Source organism: Streptomyces sp. Act143 (genome assembly GCF_003143935.1).
In the GTDB taxonomy this organism is placed as follows: Bacteria; Actinomycetota; Actinomycetes; order Streptomycetales; family Streptomycetaceae; genus Streptomyces.
This window is the reverse complement of the sequence record NZ_QFRX01000001.1, coordinates 6,692,592-6,708,965: the sequence shown is the minus strand read 5'-3', so window position 1 is coordinate 6,708,965 and position 16,374 is coordinate 6,692,592. Positions and strand designations below refer to the sequence as shown.

Here is a 16,374-nt window from a genome sequence, read left to right as displayed (position 1 = left end):
GACAACACGTTCGTGGTCGTCCAGCCGGACGAGGACGATCCTGTCTGGTTCGCCTCCGTGGCCGTCGTCGATGAAGGCGGTTACGAGATCGTCCGCCGTGACACCTCCCGCAACGAGCACGAGGTCACCACGGCCACAAGCGTCAACGACATCGCCCGCGACCTCACCATCTGGATGGCCGCCCGCGACTTCCCCGGACGGCCCACCAAGCAGGTCAGCGAGTTCTAAAACACGCCCTAGGCGGTGTGCGTCATCGAGGAAGGGCATCAGCGGGCGTGGTAGGTGGCCTTGCCGGGACAGCCGGTATGCGGCAGCCGAGAAGGCCAACCAAGCGTGATGGCGGCCCTGGAGCGTAGCTGTGGTGAATGCGATGGACAGGCCGCCGATAATGCCCGTTGCAAGGCCGACCGCGATACCTCGGAGCAGGCTGAACCCCACAGCGAGTGCGAGCCCGTATGCCAGGCCGAAGACCGATGTCCGCAGCGCCTCAAGCCGCCGGTCGGCCTGGAAGTGGTCGAGTGGGGTCACTGGCCCATCGTCAGGCGAGGGGCCTTCGATCCAGTCCGTGAAGCCGGAGGTGACGCCGTTGAGTAGGACAACTGTGAGGATGATGCCGACGATCATGTAATGAGGTCGGGCGCCCACGAGGTAGAGGAGGGAGCCGACCGGGACTCCGACCACGAGCCCGTGCATGATGTGGTCCAGTACCGCTCGGCCCAACTCCCGGAACCCCCCGCGTAGCGGCGGGCGCGCATAACCGGGAGCGCTGTCCGCCCACCTGTGTGCCGCCATCGCTCCCGCGCCGCCTGTGGCCACACCGAACACCACGGAACCCAAAGAGCTCCCGGACGGGTAGAAGATCCAGTAAGCGCTCGCAAGCGACAGGCCGGAGACCAGAGCGGTGATCATTCCGAAGCACAGGCAGAAAGCGGGGGTGATGGCCTTGGCACCGCGCGCGAGCCTCCACCACGGGAGATCGGAGCTCTCCGGGGTGACGGATGCCAGGTAGCTCAGCCAGCGTTTGATGTCGGCGGGATCGTGGCGGCGGCGCGGCACAGCACGCTCGAAGGAATCGTCTCTGGGTCGGCGATTCTGGACGACCGCAGGGATCAGCGCATCGAAGAGATGGGTGCGAAGACAGTCGGCATCCTGGAAGCGGTCCGCCTCAAGAAGTTCCGCCGGATCGGAGCGTTCATAGGCGGTTCGGACGAGCCAGAGCCCGAGTGGGGATGCAGCAACCTCCGCGAGCACCGCGATGGGCCCGTCGAGCGGGCGGGTGGTACGCAGAGCCTCCAGCACACGGTCCCAGGAAGATTCCCGCTCGACATGCAGACAGCGGTCCAGATAGTCCGCTGCGGCGGTGGGGGAAACGCTGTTCGGCTCGATGACCAGCGCCGAGGTGAAAGCCTTTCCCGGCTTTTGGACAGCCTGCCTGTACTCGGCTGTGCGACACGTGAGGATCAGCTGGGCATCCTCCGCACAGGATCTGCTGAGTGCTTCCACGACGGCTGTGCGGGCGGGCGGAGAAAGCTCGTCAAGACCATCTAACACCGGTAACACATGCCGTTGCTCGACGAGGTTGCGGCAGATCGACTGCAACTTGTCCTTGGGCGCCAGCGCCGGGCAGTCGCGGGTCAGTCGGTGGGCGACCCAATCGTTGAGCCTCTCGAACACTGTCGTGTCCCAGCCGGCCACTGAGAACAGGACAGGAATCGGTTCGCCGGGGCTGTCTTCGGAGCGGTTCTTGAGCAACTGCCGGACCAGTTGTACGGCCAGCGTGGTCTTCCCGGAGCCCGGACCTCCGATGATCACCAATCTGCGGCGCCTCATTGTGCGGAACTCGGCCAGCAGGGGCTCAATCCTCAGGCCGTCGAATCTGAGCTCCAGCGACGAGGCCGTGAGGTTCTGCTCGGAGTCCATCAGCCTGCGATCGCGCACAGTGCGCCAGCGCACCGCGATCGCGTCCGGGTGGGCGAGCTGCAGGCAGTCGACCGCCTCCCGTTCCCACTGACGGGACACCAGGTCCACCAGTCTTTGGCGTGCCCTGGAGTCGGCCGACGCCGGGTCCAGGTGCACCCCACCGAATACCACGCCGCTGTTGGCGAATGAGCGATCCCCGGCAATAGCCGGACCGCTGCCCCGTACCTCAGCACGGCGCTGGAAAATTTCCATGGTCGCCGCCCTCAGTCCAGACGGATTCCGGTGTTGGCATCCGAGTCTCGCGACGCGTTCGCATCACCAGTCCGCTCCGCTGTCATCTCGCCGCTTTGATGGTTGATGTTTTTCGGCGCGCGGATGCCAGTGTTGGCCCGCCCTCCGTCTCCGGCGGTCGCTGTTCCCGTCTCGGACACTCGGATCGCGATACCTCGTGTCGGGGCTCCTGGTTCTCCGGAGTTCGGATCGGCATGCGTGCGCCGCACCGGGAGGGCGGCCCAGATTCCCACGCCCACTGCGGCAACGGCTGCCAGACAAGACACCACCGTCGCGACGCGGTTGGCCTGGCTCCAGCGCAGTCCCACGAGCAACAGCCCCAGACCGGCCACAGCGGCGCAGCTCATGAAAACTATCAGTCGTCGAGTATTCACCCCGCCCATCATGCAGACCACTACGACATAGGCGGGTCCTTGCACGTAACTGACAGTTTGCGAGGAGCCTGTTGCTTACGGAGTAACGGGCTTGTCGAAGATCTGTCCCGTAAGCGGCACGCTGCCGTATCGAAGGACCTTCACCACACCCGAGCGGCTGCCCATATCAACGGGCGTTCCGGCCGCTGCAGGCATGGTTGCCGACCACCAGCCACAGCCGACACTCGGACCAGAATGACGTCGAGGTCATTCACACCGAGCGTGATCATCGATTCGTCCTCGCTCGGCGCACACGTCCCGCAGTAAAGCGTTTTACACAAGGCTGCGTTCAGGCAGTTCAGGGCCTGTGATCGCGGTCTCCTGGTCATGATGCGAAAGCCAGGATGTGCATGTGGGCGTCGCATGGAAAGACGTGGGGTTTTCAACCAGACGATTGCATGCTCTACCCAGGCACGCACCTTGTGGTGCTCTGCGTTGTCGTCATCCTCTCCGGCAGCAGGGACCGGTGGCCGACACGCCCTGGACGAGCGGACGTTGGGCTCACGCCGATGCCTTTGGGACTGGCAGTGCTGCTCCCGCAGGACGTTGCTCAAGGAGGTGCCGGGGCTGCCGACTTGCTGCCGCCGGTCCAGTGCCGGGCTCCGTGTGTTGATCACGGCCTCGGGGCAGGCGGCATGATCCCGCCCGCCCCGACGTGCAGCCGCTCTCATCCACCGACGATCGCCCTCAACGCCACGTACAGCAGCGACGGGCCGAGCAAGCAGCCGACCCCTGTGTAGAAGGTGGCGGTCATGGCCCCGTAGGGGACCAGGCGTTTGTCGGTGGCCGCGAGGCCGCCCGCCACACCGGACGTCGTGCCCAGCAGACCTCCGAAGGCCATGGCGGACTTCGGGTTGTTCAGGCCGATCAGGGGGGCGACGAGCGGAGTTGCCACCATCACGACCACGGACTTGACCAGTCCGGCCGCCACCGACAGTGCGATCACGTCCGAACTCGCGCCCACCGCCGTACCGGTCACCGGCCCGACGATGTACGTGGCCGCGCCCGCGCCGATCGTCGCCAGTGACTTGGCGTCGGAGTAGCCGAACAGTGCGGCGATGACGGCGCCCATCACGAACGAGACGAGCACACCCAGCAGGATCGACAGCCCGCCGGACACCCCGGCGCGCTTGATCACCTTCAGGTCGACGCCGAAGGCGGTGGAGACGATCGCGAAGTCCCGCAGCATCGCACCGCCCATCAGGCTCAGTCCGGAGAGGGCTGCGAAGTCGGCGAGGCCGTGCTCGCCGTCCGTCACTCTGCCGCCCCAGTAGGCCAGGACCAGGCCGAGGAGGATGGCGATGGCGGACCCTTGCAACCGGCCCCGGGTGAGCGTGCTGGACAGCCATCCGGCCACCAGCATCAGTGCCCCGATCAGAGCCAAGGCCACCAAGAGGCCGTTGTCTTCGAAGACGGCGGTCACGCGGTCCATCTCAGGCCTCCTGCTTTTCGTTGACAGCGTGTTCCCCCAGTGGTTCCAGTGGTTCCAGTGGTTCCAGTGGCTCGCCCGCCTCTCCGATCCGCGCCAGTACGGGGACCAGGGCGAACCCCGCGGTCAAGGCGCCGAGGCCGGCCAGGATCGCCATCGGGCCACCGCTGACGGCCTTGACCACGTTCTGCGTGGAGGCCATGGCGATGACGATCGGTATGTACATCGCGCTCCAGAAGAGCACGCCCTGCTCGGAGGCCTCGGGGAACTTGCCCTTCCGGCGGAGCTGGTGCGTGACCAGCACCAGCATGATCATGGCGAAACCGACTCCGCCGACATTGGCGTCGACACCGACGGCGGCGCCCAGTAGTTCACCGACGAGTGTGCCCGCGAGCGCGCAAGCCGCGAGCGCCGCAACTCCATAGATGACCATCGTCTTCTCCACATTGAGAGACATTGGGGGGACATTGAGGGGACATATCAGGCATGGGGAGGCTGTGGCGTAGAGGGTTCTGCTGGGGTGGGGGGCAGAGGCGCGAGCGGACTGTGCCTCTGTCCCCGGACGGGCGGTGGATCAGGCGTCCGCGGCGGCGAACAAGTCGGCGTAACGCCGCCGTAGTTCGGCCTTCTGCACCTTCCCCATGACGTTGCGGGGCAGGGCGTCCACGACGCGCACCGCTCGGGGGTGCTTGAACCGGGCGAGGTCCTCGGCAACGTATGCCAGCAGCTCCGGCTCCTCGGGACGGTGGTCCGGAGCGGGTACGACCACGGCTACGACCGTCTCGCCGAAGTCGGGGTGCGGGACGCCGATCACGGCGGACTCCAGCACCGTGGGATGGGCATCCAGCAACTCCTCGATCTCCTTGGGGTAGATGTTGTACCCGCCGGAGATCACCAGGTCCTTGCCGCGGCCGACGATGCGCAGATAGCCGTCCTCGTCTATACGGCCCAGATCGCCGGTGATGAAGAAGCCGTCCTCGCGGAACTCCGCGGCGGTCTTCTCGGGCAGCTGCCAGTAGCCGGTGAAAACGTTCGGGCCGCGGACCTCGATGCTGCCGACCTCGCCGTCTGGCAGCGGCCTGCCGGTCTCGCCGTCGACGACCCGGATCTCGGTGCCGGGCAGGGGTTTGCCGACGGTACCGGGCTTGCGCGGCCCGCCTGCATAGGGGTTGGTGGTGTTCATGCCGGTCTCGGTCATCCCGTAGCGCTCCAGGATGGCGTGCCCGGTGCGGGCCTCGAACGCCGTGTGGTCGCTCGCGAGAAGTGGGGCCGAGCCTGAGACGAACAGCCGCATGGAGGCGCAGGTCTCGGGAGTGAGTCGGTCGTTCTTCAGCAGGCGGGTGTAGAAGGTGGGCACGCCCATGAGCACCGTGGCCCGGGGCAGGAGGTCGACGATCGTCTCGGCGTCGAACTTCGGCAGGTAGTACATGGAGGCGCCCGCCGTGAGGGTCATGTTCGCTGCTACGAACAGCCCGTGGATGTGGAAGATCGGCAGCGCGTGGATCAGGCGGTCCTCGGCGGTGAACTGCCAGGCTTCCAGCAGCGCACGGCAGTTGGTGGCGAGGTTGCCGTGGGAGAGGACCGCGCCCTTGGAGCGTCCGGTGGTGCCGGACGTGTAGAGAATCGCCGCCGGGTCGTCTGCCGTGGCGCCGAAGACCTTCTGGGGCAGGGCTCCCCCGTCGTCGCCGTCTCCTTCGAGGAGGGTGCCGTCGCCGGTGGTGCCGAGCGTTTCGACGACGAGGCCCTGCTGCTCGCGGTGTGCGTGGTCGGACCGGCGGTCCGGCGCGCAGACGAGGACACGCGGCGCGGCGTCGCCGATGAAGTAGTCCATCTCCGCGCCGGTGTAGGCGGTGTTCAGCGGCAGGAACACGCCGCCGATCCGCAGCGTCGCCAGATAGAGGGCGACGGCCTCCGGGGACTTCTCCACCTGCATGGCGACCCGGTCACCTGGGGTGACACCGCGGGCGAGGAGGCGGGCGGCGATGCGGCGGACGGTCTCGGCGGTGTCGCGGTAGGTGAGGGTGCGCCCGTCGGGCAACTCGAAGAGCGTCTTCTCCGGCCGCAGCTCCGTCTGTTCGATGAAGGAGCGGTAGATGGTCTTGTAGGGCGCCATCGGGGGTGTTCCTCTCTCCTCTTCCAAGGCGGTCTCTTCAGAGGGGGTCTGTTCCGAGGGGAGCTCCTCCGCGGCGGGCTGTTCCGAGGCGGGCTGTTCCGACCGGGTGGCTGTCTTGTCCTCCGACGTGGTGGCCGAGTCCGGCGTGCGGGACGCTTCCGGGGCCCGCTGGAGGAGGGCCCGCAGCGGTGCGCCGAGCGCCACGGTGCGGTCGCGGACGAATTCCTCGTGCTGCCGTACCAGTTCGCCCGGCTCATACCGATAGTTGATCATTGCGCCGTAGGACTGCCGCCAGGCCTCCGGTGAGTCGTTCGCCGGCCAGTTCAGCCGCCAGGCGGAGGCGCCGTTGCCCAGGTGGAAGCGGGCGACCGGATCGAGCGGGCGTCCGTCGTCGCGCCGCTCGACGGCGATGTACCGGGCCAGCGCCGGGAACAGGCGGTGACGGATCCGCTCGACAGCCTCCGCGCCGAGCTCCGTCGGTGGCCGCACTGCCTCCAACTCCGCGGAGAGCTCCCGCAGATCAGCTTCCTGCCCGCTCCGCTCGGCGAGCCAGCGTCTGAAGCCGGGGATGGGCGAGAGCGTGACGAACTGTTGCAGGTGCGGGAGCTGCTCCTCGACCTGCTCGATGACCTGCTTGATCAGGAAGCTGCCGAAGGAGACACCGGCCAGGCCGTCCAGGGCGTTGTTGATGGAGTAGAGCGCCGCCGTGTCGGCCTGGGAAGGGCTGATTGCCGGGCCCGGCTCCAGCAGCGGGGCTATGCGGTCCGGCGCACCGTGCGTAAGGGCGACCTCCACGAAGATCAGCGGTACGTCCCCGGTGGCCGGGTGGAAGAAGGCGTAGACCCGGCGGTCCTCGGGCTCCAGGCGACGGCGCAGCTCGGCCCCGTGCGCCATCGGGTGGACCTGCTCGTAGCGCACCAGATGGTCGTGCAGTTCGTGCGGTGAGTCCCAGGTGATCTCCCGCATGCGGAGGAAACCGCGGTTGAACCAGGAGGTGAGCAGGTGGTGGAAGTCGTGTTCGAGGAAACGGAGTTCGGGGTTGCGGGCCGTCAGGCGGCGCAGGTCGGAGCGCATGGCGACGAGAGCGAGGGTGGCGCCGGGCGCGTGGTTCATCCGCCGGAGCAGCTGCTGACGCTGCGGCTCGACCACGTCGAAGAGCCGGACCAGTTCCGCTCCGCCCCCGGATCCTGAGGCTCGGGCGGCGTCCCAGCGGTGGAAGGCGGCGCGGACCTGCTCGACGTCGACGTCGTAGTGCCGGGTGATGTGGACGAAGAAGGCGAGTCTGCCGGTGTCGTCGATCGCCTCGTAGGCAGCCAGTGCCCGGGCCGCGACCGCACGTGTCGAGGCTTCGCCCATGTCGCTCGTGAGGGCTTCGCAGGCGGCGAGCAGCTCGTCGAGAGGGCGGCCATGCGGATCGTCAGCCGCGGCGAGGCCGGCCTGTCCTTGACCGAGCGGCCGCAACATCTCGGTCCGTGGCACGCCGTGGCCGTCTTGGCGTTCCATCGTGCTCCTTCCCCGCACCTGTGGTTCCGGCGCTTGGCTTCTCCATGGCGTGCATATCCATGACTGCGCCTGATGTATATAACACTGCCTCTGTGGCATGCACCACCCTCTGAGCAGGTCGGATAATGTGTGCTGGGAGGTGTCCATGGTCCGAGTACCGGAATCACAGCGTGTGCGGGACGCACTGGAGAACGCCGTCATAGACGGCCGCTACCGCCCCGGCGAACGGCTGGATCCGGCGCAGCTGGAAGAGGAATTCGGCTGCTCCCGCACACCGATCCGGGAGGCCCTGCAGGCCCTGGAACGCTCCGGACTGGTGCAGATCCGCCCCAAGCGCGGCACGTACGTCACCGAGTTGAGCATCCCCGAGCTCGCGGAGCGGTTCGAAGTCATGGCCGAGCTGGAGGGGATGGCGGCCCGGCTCTCCGCACGCCGGATCGAGCGGGAGTCACTCGAGGAACTCGAACGCGCCCTGCGGGAATGCGAGAAGCACGCGGCGGCCGACGACGCCGACAGCTACTACTACGCCAACGCCTCGTTCCACGGCATCGTCTACGACTCCTGCGGCAATGAATACCTGCGGCAACAGGCCCATGCGCTCAAGCGTGTCCTGCAGCCGTACCGGCGGCTGCAGTTGCGTGTGCCGGACCGCATGCGGCGCTCCCTCACCGAGCATCGCGTCATCGCCGACGCCATCGCGGTCGGCGACGCAGAAACCGCGGAGAACGCCGCCCGTGACCATGTCCTCGTGCAGGTCAAGGAGTTCAGCCACATGGTGCGTACCTGGAAGCAGGTGACCGAGCCGGCGACCAGCAGCAAATGACCCTCGACGACATTGAGCAACTGCGCGGCTGCCGCTGAGCGCACCTTCGGAGTCGGCATGGCCACCGGCGCTCTCCACGTCGGGAGGCTCGTCGTAAGAAGACTTTTCGAGCGCCAAGCGACGCCCAACAGACACCACGGTCCTTTGCGGCGCCTTCTGGTCGGTCTGGGCGCGGCTCGGTACTTCTACGGCCGAGGTGATCGTGGTGACGACGTGTGCGGTCAGGGGGTGAAGGAGCCTTTTTTCACTGTGGACAGGTCGTCCGTGACGGCGAAGGCCGAGACCCACATGAACACTTCGAACAGGATGAAGGCGGCCAGCAGACTCCACAGCAGAATCCGTGCCCAGCGGGGAAGGCGGAAGTCGATGCGGCCGGGCCCTTCGGGGGCGACACGGTGACGCCACAGCCACACCAGGACGCCGGCACGGAGGGCCACCGCGAAGAAGGACAGGGTCGCCTCAGCGGAGTGGCTCAGCCCGAATGCCTGATCGACGGCACGCAGGAACACGTTCGGGAGGATGAACCACGCGACGCTGATCCACTTGCGTGAGGTGGTCCACCAAGCCGACATCGCCAGGGTGGCGAACCCGAGGGCGGTGACCACGAGGATGGGGAAGTTCAGCGCTTCGGCATGGGGTGCCGCGGCGCCGAGCAGGCCCAGCACCGAACTCGCCGCCAGCAGTGCCAGAACCGTGCGGGGATTGCCGCGCCGCCGGCCGGGGTGGCTGTACTCGGCGTTCTCGCGTATCGCGGTGGCGGCAATGTCCCGAGGGTCGCCGAGTTCGGCGAGGATCTGGTCGAGTTCGCCCGGCCGTTCCGCCAAGGCGACGTCGATGTGCTCGGAGAGGTCGGCCAACAGCTCCTTGCGGGGGCCGGCAGGCACCGAGGAAGCGGCGCGGTCGACGGCGGCCAGATAGCGGCGTATGTCGGGGTGGGTGGCGGTGGTCTTCACTGTGCTCTCCGGTCGGCATGCTGGGTGGGGGTGATGAGGTGATCGACCGCCTGGGTGAACTCCGCCCATACGAGGGCGAAGTCCGCGAGTGCCGTACGGCCCTTGCCCGTCAGCGCGTAGTAGCGCCGGGGTGGGCCGTTGGGCGACTCGCTCCAGTCGGTCGTCACCAGTTCTTCGCGTCGCAACCGGGTCAGCAGCGGGTACACCGTGCCCTGGCTCGTCGCCAGCGCGCCCGTGTCGGCGAGTGCGCTCAGAAGCTCCGTGCCGTATCGCGGGCCGTCACGCAACAGAGACAGCACGCAGTACTCAAGGACCCCCTTGCGGAGCTGGCTCATTGTTTTGCCAGGTTCCATGCAATGCACAGTAGATGTATGTAGCATGCATTGCAATACGTGCCTGATCAGCAGTTGTTCTGCTCAGCCCACCGACTGATCCGGCATCTCGCACCACGCCTGCCGGTCAGTAGACATCACCGTGCGGGCGAGAGGCCGCCCAGCATGCGGCGCACGCTCGCCAGGAGCGCGGCGAACTGCTCGTCCCGCTCCCCCGGGCCCTTCTCCAGCAGGTCCAGGCGCAGCTTCACCTTCGCCAGTGAGGTCGGGAAAGCGTGCCTGCGGAGGGGACGGCTCACGACCTCACAGACCCGCGATGCGGGCCACGAAGAATCCGGCGATGAGCAGGCAGCCGACCATGATCAGCCCGAGCCAGATCCCCGGGTGTTCCCAGATGCCTCCGTCGGCCCGTTCCTGATGGGCCTCGGCGATCGATCCCTCCACGGGCGGCGTCTCGTTCGGCGGGACGAGCGGTTGCGTCATGGTCTGGCCTCCTCAGAGGAGAGCTGAAACACGTAATTGCCGCATATCTCCTCTCTGGTCTTCCGTCGAGCCCCGCGAACGGATGCAGTCCGGAGTCAGAACGCCGACAGTGTGTTCAAGGTCAGGGCGGATGCCGCAACGTAGGCCAAGGCGAGGGGCGCGCCCTTCGCGATGGCTGGGGCCGTCTCCCGCAGCAGCGACGGCGACCTGCTCGACACGGTCGTGAGAGGCGAGAGGCGAGAGGCGAGCGGCGAGTGGCGAGTGGCGAGAACCGGCACCGCTCAGCGATACCGAGAAGTGCGGCTCAGCTGCGACCGCTCTCCCGCACGGTGCAGGTGTCCGTCTCCGCCGGACACCAATGGGTGCGTCCGCCGACCAGATGCAGTTCCAGGTCGGCGTCCCGCATGCCGCCCGCGTCCAGCGCGGCGCGCAGCGCGGTCGGCGCCGGTTGGGGCGGAAGGCCGAGAACGCCTACGACGACGATGCCGTTGCGGGCCTCGACGGAGGCGATCTGCCACTTGCCGCCGGCGGCCCAGCGCTCGGCGACCGGGCGGGCGTCGGCGGCCAGGGCCCGGTCCCGGGCCACGCTGACGGTGCCGATCGTGAGCGGTACCGCGACCAGTACGACCACGCAGAGCACCGCGACCAGCGTCCTGCCGTGGAACCGTCCGACACGCAGACCCGCCCGTTCGGCGCCCGCCCGGACGCCGTAGCAGAGGAAGACCACGGTCCCGGTGGCCACGATCGCGGCCACGTTGGTGGCGAACAGCAGCGCCGACTGCCCGGCGTCGTGGTAGCGGTGCACCGTGATCAGCAGCCCGGTGACGGCCAGTGGCGGCACCAGGGAGATGGCGATCGCGACACCGGGGAGGGTGTCGGAGATGTCGGCCCGGACCAGGGCGAACGCGCCGACCGTGCCGGTGGCCAACGCGGCGAGCAGGTCGATGAGGCGGGGGCTGATCCGCGAGGAGACCTGGCTGTTGGAGGCGAAGCCGTCGGGCGGGGCGGCGATCCAGCCGAGCAGCATGCCGATCGCCACCACGGCCAGCGCCCCGCCGAGCACCAGCAGCACACAGCGCACGACCTGGTGGCGGTCGGCCAGCACGAGCGCCAGGGCGCTGCCCAGGATGGGTGTCATCAGCGGGGCGACGATCATCGCGCCGATGACCGTCGCCGTGGAATCGCCGACCACACCGGCGCTCGCGATGACGGCCGCCAGCACCAGCAGGCCCCAAAAGCGCGTGGAACTCGGGCTGCGCACACCCTGTTCGATGAACAGGGTGTCCGTCATGCGCCGGGCGGCGACCGCGTCGACCTCAGCCATGTGCCAGGGCCTGCCCGTCCTCACCGGACGGCTCCACCGCCAGGAACTGCACCACCGCCAGCACGAACAGCAGACACAGAGCGATACCGACCACGACCCATCCCGTGGGGTAGTCCCACAGCAGGTACGTCAGCAGGGCCGCGGCCACCAGCAGCCAGGTGATCCAGGTGCGGTGGCGGCGTACGAAAGGACCGACGGGGCCGGTACGCAGTCCCGCTTGGTCCGCCGTGCCGCGTACCGCGCCGATGCCGGACGCCCACAGCCGCGTCACCAGTGCGGCCCGTCGGCCCGGACCGGTCAGCCAGGCAGCCAGGGCGATGACGACGCCGAGGGCTACGACCATCCGCACCATGGTCTGCAGCTGGTGCGTCATCGTGTCGTAGATCGCGCCCGCCGCGTCCTGGGAGACGTCGGCCGGAAGACGGTCGAGGTAGATCACGCGGAAGACGCGCAGGCCGATGCCGAGCAGACCGACGGCGAAGGCGGCGCCGAGGCAGCCCGCGACCAGGGTCCGGCGTCGCCGTCCGGCGAGGAGGATGCCCGCGGCGATGAGGACGACGGCGAGGACGGGCAGCCAGTTGCCGGCGAGTTGGAGCAGCCGCAGGTAGGTCTTGGCCTTGCCGACCTGCTCGGACCTGAGGAGCGTGAAGTCCGTGTGGATCTCGGGAATCCGGCCGACGGCGGTCAAGCCGGCGTCGACGAGGCGCTGTTTGACCCGGTCGACCGCGGGGCCGAGGTCGAGGGTCACGGTGTCGTCCTTCACCTCCACGGCTCCACCGCCACTGCCGGTGAGGGCCTTGTCGACCGTGCTGTGTGCGCGGCGGTTGGCCTCGGTCCAGATCGTCGTGAACGCGTCCGAGGCGAAGACCGCCTGAGCCTTGTCGTGCACGAAGCTGCGCACGGCCCCTTCCAGCGAGTCGCCGAGCCTGCCGCCGAGGGCCTTCTCCAGCCGGGGCCGGTCGCCGGGGGCCGCGTCGGCCAGCAGGGTGGACAGGTCGATCCGGGTCATCAACGCGTCGGTGACCCGGTTGGCCGCCGCGCTCTGGATGTCGGGGTTCGACGCGAGAGGGGCGACCGTGTCCACGTAACGGTCGGTGTCCCCGACCTCGTCGGCCACCCAGGCGGCGACGACGGACAGCGGGGCGAGGATGCAGCCGATGACGACGAGGAGCGCGGCGAGGAACGACCGGATGCGGTGCCGCGGCGGGTGCGACTGCCCGGCCTCCAGAACCGCCACCCGGGCACGGAGTGCCTCGAGTTCGACCTGCTCTGCATTGTCGACCGCCACCCGCGCCTCCTCGTCGAACCGCCCTCTCTGGAGGCCAGCGCACCTCCACTGAAGCCGGTACGCGAGCAGAGATACGCCATTTGCCACACTCCCTCGGCGCACGATGCGCTTCTGTGAAATGCGTGCTACGACCCCAGCGCCGCACCCGCCGCACCGGCCGCACCCGCGCTCCTCCGCCTGGCTCGTCGCCGCCTCGGCCCCTCCGGCTGCTCGACGCGGCAGCGCAGAGCCGTGTCTCCTTCCCGGCCCCCGGTTCGTCCGCCTTCGTCTCCTTCGAAGCCTGGCCGCCCCCTCGGACAGTGCCGCCGTGCCCGGTGACGGGGGGAACCCGATCGGATCACCACCACGCGACAGCGCAGGTGAGGGACACGTTGACTGGCCCTGCGGGACGGGGCGGGCGTGTCAGGAGGCCGTATGACGTGGGTGACCCGGGTGGAGCGCCTGCGCACCCAGGCCGAAGCGCGCTTTCCCGTCATCAGTGAACTCACGGGCCGCCTGCTGTCCGGCAATCTCCTCGACGCGGGGACCAGGCTGGCCGCGCAGGCGTTCCTGGCGGCGGTGCCGCTGCTGTTCGCGGTCGCCGCGTTCACGCCGCACAGCGTCCGCGACCAACTGCGGGAATCCCTGCGCGCGATGTTCGGCCTGACCGGTCAGGCAGGCCGGGAGCTGGATCAGGTGCTGGGCAGTTCACCCGACGGCGGCCTGCGCGAGACCAGCGGCCTCATCGGACTGGTCGTCGCCCTGATCTCCGCCACCAGCTTCAGCCGCGCCATGACCCGGGTGTGCGAACGAGCCTGGAGACTGCCGAAAGCGGGCACCAGGATCGCGGCCTGGCGCTGGGTGGTGTGGCTGCTCGCACTCGTCCTGGTCGTGTTGTTGCAGGCGCCGGTGCACGAGGGTTTCGGTGCGGGCGTCTGGCTCGGCGTCCCGCTGTCCTTCCTCGTCAGCACAGGCGTATGGCTGTGGACGCAGCACCTGCTGCTCGCCGGCCGCGTCCCCTGGCTGCCGTTGCTGCCCGGAGCGCTCCTGGCCGGGGCCGCCACCACCGCCCTCGGACTGACCGCGCGGCTCTACATGCCGGCCGCGCTCAACCGCGCCTTGGGCGAGTACGGCTCTCTGGGCCTGGTCCTCACCCTGTTGTCCTGGCTGATCGTCGTATGCGGCGCGATCACCTTCGCCGTGACCATCGGCGCCGTACTGGCGGAGGAACCGCCGTTGAACCGGTACCTGGGACGGGAGCCGGGCGAGCGAGAGCCTGTTCAGGGCGCGTAAGCGCACGAAGCGGCGTCGCCCCCGCGGCCACTGCTTGCGGCGTGGTCCGTGCCGAGGCCGCCTGCCGCGGTGCTCGTCTGTCGCACTGGGGGCAACACCGCGTGGCCGTGCGGAGGTTAGGCTTCGCCCGCACGGACATGACGGGGGGCTGAGCGCATGAAGTCCGAGGGGTTGCCGCGATGGGAGTCGGCTCTCGACGCGGTGGTGGTCTACGCGCAGGGCGCGCTGTGCAGCCGGCTGGCACGGGGCACGGTTCCGCCCGACGGCCGGGTGCGGGTGACGGGGCTGCCCCGCACGGTGGACCCGGGCTCCGTGCGGGCCCGGGTCGTGGACGGCTCCGGCGCACGGGTCACCGGGGTGCGCATCGAGGTGGAGGCCGAGCCCGCCGACGACTCCGGTGACGCTCTGCTGCAAGAGAAGGAACGGCTGGACGACGCCTGCGCCGCGGCCCGGGAGCGGCGCGCCCGGCTCGTGGAGCGCATCAAGGAGATCACCGATCTCCGTCCGGTTCCCCCGCCGCGCAAGCGTGACGACCCCGATCACCACCGTCGCACCCCCGCCGAGGCGTGGCTGACGCTCGCGGACTTCGCGGGCGAGCGTCTGACGCGCCTGCACGAGCGCCTCGCCGATGCGGAGGCAGAACTGCGCCGACTTGAGCACGACCTCGCCGTCGCCGAGGACCGCCGGCGCCACGCCTCCACCGACGCACCGTCCGGACGGATCGACACCACGGTCTGCGCGGACGTGACCCTCGACGGCGGCACCGGTGAGGTGGGGCTGCAGATCGAGTACGGCGTTCCGGGCGCCGTATGGGTACCCGCGTACCGCCTGACCTGCCGTCAGGGCGACGACACCGGCGCCCTGGTGCTGCGGGCCGGCGTGGCCCAGCGCACCGGTGAGGACTGGACCGGCGTGCGGATCGCCCTCGCCACCGCCGACCTCGGGCGCCGTGCGGAGCTGCCGCGGTTGCGCTCCCTGCGGATCGGCCGCAGCCAGCCCGCGCCCGAGCCCTCCGGTTGGCGTGAGCCGCCGGCCGGGCTGAGCGACCTGTTCACCGCGTACGACTCCGCGGGGCCCTCTCCCGCTCCGGCCTCCGCATCCGTCAGCGTCGGCGCCGTCACCCGGTCCCCCGGCACGCACGCTGCCGCCCTCCCGCCCGTTCCCCCGTCCGCGGGCGCGGCCGTGCCGCCCAGCCGCCCGATGTACGGCGGCGCCCCGCCCCCGGCCCCCGCGGCCCCGGGCGGCCCACCGGCACCGGCCGCCTTCGCCAAGGCGGCGCCGCCGAGGAGCGCCGCTCTCGCCGCCGCGCCCCAGGCGGCACCCGCAGCCGCGCCGGCGGCCCCCTCGGGCGCGATGGTCCCGCCGCCGACGCCACCTGCCCCACCGGTCGGCCCGCCTCAGCCCAGCGGCGCCGAACTCGACTACGCCGCCCTCGTCCTCAGCGGCCCCGAGGAGCCCGCACAGCGCAGGGGCAGGCTGTTCCCCACCCCGTCCTTCGACGCCGTCGCCGTCGAACACCGCCGCCGGGCCGAGGCGGTGACCGCGCTGCCGCTGCCCACACATGCCGTGCGGCCCCGCGCGTCGGCCGGCTCCTTCGACCACCGCTACGACGCCGTCGCCCGCGCCGACGTCCCCTCGGACGGCACCTGGCACACCGTCACCATCGGCCGCATTCCGGTCGGTCTGCGCACCGAGTACGTCTGTGTGCCGTCGGTGGAACAGCGGGTGTACGCGGCTCTGGTGCTGTCCAACGCCACCGACCAGGCACTCCTGGCCGGTCCCGTCGAGGTCCGGGTGGACGACGACTTCGTGGTGAGTGCCGCGCTGCCCACCCTCGCCCCCGGCGGAACCCGGCGGATGGGCCTCGGGCCGGCCGAGGGCATCCGGGTCACCCGCCGCACCAGCCTCAAGGAGTCGACGGCCGGGCTACGCAACAACGTCACCGTGCTCGCCCACGGTGTGCACGTGGAACTGGCCAATGCCCTCGCCACCCCCGTCACCGTCGAGGTCCGCGAACAAGTACCGGTCTCCGGCGAGGCGGACATCCGCATCGAGGAACAGGCCGACTGGACCGTCCCCGGGCACACCGCGGCCACCGACGACCTGTCCCCCGGCACGCGCGTGTGGCGTGTCGACCTGCCCGCCGGAGGCACCGCCGCCCGGCAGGGCGGCTACGAGATCCGCATCCCGGCCGCGAAGGCCCTGGTCGGCGGCAACCGCAGGAGCTGAC

12 protein-coding genes and 2 pseudogenes are annotated in these 16,374 nt (G+C 69.4%); 4 read left to right on the top strand and 10 right to left on the bottom strand.

Features of this window, described 5'->3' with window-relative positions; genetic code table 11:
• A pseudogene (locus tag DI272_RS45625) lies at positions 1–228 on the top strand (hypothetical protein); the annotation flags it as partial.
• Positions 229–1,347: 1,119 nt separating this feature from the next.
• Here DI272_RS45625 and DI272_RS45620 read toward each other — a convergent pair.
• The 4 genes and pseudogenes from DI272_RS45620 to DI272_RS45615 all read right to left on the bottom strand — a co-directional run.
• Positions 1,348–1,830 (bottom strand): annotated as a pseudogene (locus tag DI272_RS45620) (NACHT domain-containing protein); the annotation flags it as partial.
• 1,461 nt (positions 1,831–3,291) lie between these two features.
• Positions 3,292–4,056, bottom strand: coding sequence for a malonate transporter subunit MadM (gene madM, locus DI272_RS30725; RefSeq protein ID WP_109498445.1), 765 nt, complete (start codon positions 4,054–4,056; stop codon positions 3,292–3,294).
• A 1-nt stretch (position 4,057) separates the two neighbouring features.
• On the bottom strand, positions 4,058–4,510 hold the full coding sequence (gene madL, locus DI272_RS30720) for a malonate transporter subunit MadL (RefSeq protein ID WP_258314732.1): 453 nt from the start codon (positions 4,508–4,510) through the stop codon (positions 4,058–4,060).
• 117 nt (positions 4,511–4,627) lie between these two features.
• Positions 4,628–7,669 carry an AMP-binding protein gene (locus DI272_RS45615; protein WP_181387367.1) on the bottom strand — a complete coding sequence of 1,014 codons (3,042 nt, stop codon included), beginning with the start codon at positions 7,667–7,669 and terminating at the stop codon, positions 4,628–4,630.
• Between the two features lie 145 nt (positions 7,670–7,814).
• Between DI272_RS45615 and DI272_RS30710 the strand changes: the two genes are divergently transcribed.
• Positions 7,815–8,492 (top strand): GntR family transcriptional regulator, encoded by a 678-nt coding sequence (locus tag DI272_RS30710; protein WP_109498443.1) that lies wholly within the window; start codon positions 7,815–7,817, stop codon positions 8,490–8,492.
• 221 nt (positions 8,493–8,713) lie between these two features.
• Here the strand turns inward: DI272_RS30710 and DI272_RS30705 are convergent, their stop codons facing one another.
• The 6 genes from DI272_RS30705 to DI272_RS30680 form a co-directional block, all read right to left on the bottom strand.
• Entirely contained in the window at positions 8,714–9,445 is a 732-nt protein-coding gene (locus tag DI272_RS30705; RefSeq protein WP_109498442.1) for a DUF1700 domain-containing protein, read from the bottom strand.
• Complete coding sequence (locus DI272_RS30700) at positions 9,442–9,798, bottom strand: PadR family transcriptional regulator (protein ID WP_258314731.1); 357 nt, start codon at positions 9,796–9,798, stop codon at positions 9,442–9,444. The genes DI272_RS30705 and DI272_RS30700 overlap by 4 nt, the downstream gene beginning before the upstream one ends.
• Before the next feature lie 116 nt (positions 9,799–9,914).
• Positions 9,915–10,076, bottom strand: coding sequence for a hypothetical protein (locus DI272_RS44680; RefSeq protein WP_181387366.1), 162 nt, complete (start codon positions 10,074–10,076; stop codon positions 9,915–9,917).
• 4 nt (positions 10,077–10,080) lie between these two features.
• Positions 10,081–10,260, bottom strand: a complete 180-nt coding sequence (locus DI272_RS30695; protein WP_109498440.1) for a DUF6480 family protein — start codon at positions 10,258–10,260, stop codon at positions 10,081–10,083.
• 304 nt (positions 10,261–10,564) lie between these two features.
• Entirely contained in the window at positions 10,565–11,584 is a 1,020-nt protein-coding gene (locus DI272_RS30685) for a DUF389 domain-containing protein (RefSeq protein WP_109498438.1), read from the bottom strand.
• On the bottom strand, positions 11,577–12,872 hold the full coding sequence (locus tag DI272_RS30680) for a hypothetical protein (protein ID WP_109498437.1): 1,296 nt from the start codon (positions 12,870–12,872) through the stop codon (positions 11,577–11,579). Before DI272_RS30680 ends, DI272_RS30685 begins: the two co-directional genes overlap by 8 nt.
• 414 nt (positions 12,873–13,286) lie before the next feature.
• On the opposite strand from DI272_RS30680, the gene DI272_RS30675 reads away from it, so the two are divergent.
• Both DI272_RS30675 and DI272_RS30670 read left to right on the top strand, forming a co-directional pair.
• Complete coding sequence (locus tag DI272_RS30675) at positions 13,287–14,144, top strand: YhjD/YihY/BrkB family envelope integrity protein (protein WP_109498436.1); 858 nt, start codon at positions 13,287–13,289, stop codon at positions 14,142–14,144.
• Positions 14,145–14,300: 156 nt separating this feature from the next.
• Entirely contained in the window at positions 14,301–16,373 is a 2,073-nt protein-coding gene (locus DI272_RS30670) for a DUF4139 domain-containing protein (RefSeq protein ID WP_109498435.1), read from the top strand.
• Position 16,374: the final 1 nt, after the last annotated feature.

Bases quoted from the DNA above. Each gene is read 5' to 3' on its own strand.
- DI272_RS30695 (WP_109498440.1), bottom strand. From the start codon at position 10,260: ATGACGCAACCGCTCGTCCCGCCGAACGAGACGCCGCCCGTGGAGGGA.
- madM (WP_109498445.1), bottom strand. From the start codon at position 4,056: ATGGACCGCGTGACCGCCGTCTTCGAAGACAACGGCCTCTTGGTGGCC.
- DI272_RS30700 (WP_258314731.1), bottom strand. From the start codon at position 9,798: ATGGAACCTGGCAAAACAATGAGCCAGCTCCGCAAGGGGGTCCTTGAG.
- DI272_RS45615 (WP_181387367.1), bottom strand. From the start codon at position 7,669: ATGGAACGCCAAGACGGCCACGGCGTGCCACGGACCGAGATGTTGCGG.
- DI272_RS30670 (WP_109498435.1), top strand. From the start codon at position 14,301: ATGAAGTCCGAGGGGTTGCCGCGATGGGAGTCGGCTCTCGACGCGGTG.
- DI272_RS30710 (WP_109498443.1), top strand. From the start codon at position 7,815: ATGGTCCGAGTACCGGAATCACAGCGTGTGCGGGACGCACTGGAGAAC.
- madL (WP_258314732.1), bottom strand. From the start codon at position 4,510: ATGTCTCTCAATGTGGAGAAGACGATGGTCATCTATGGAGTTGCGGCG.
- DI272_RS30675 (WP_109498436.1), top strand. From the start codon at position 13,287: ATGACGTGGGTGACCCGGGTGGAGCGCCTGCGCACCCAGGCCGAAGCG.
- DI272_RS30685 (WP_109498438.1), bottom strand. From the start codon at position 11,584: ATGGCTGAGGTCGACGCGGTCGCCGCCCGGCGCATGACGGACACCCTG.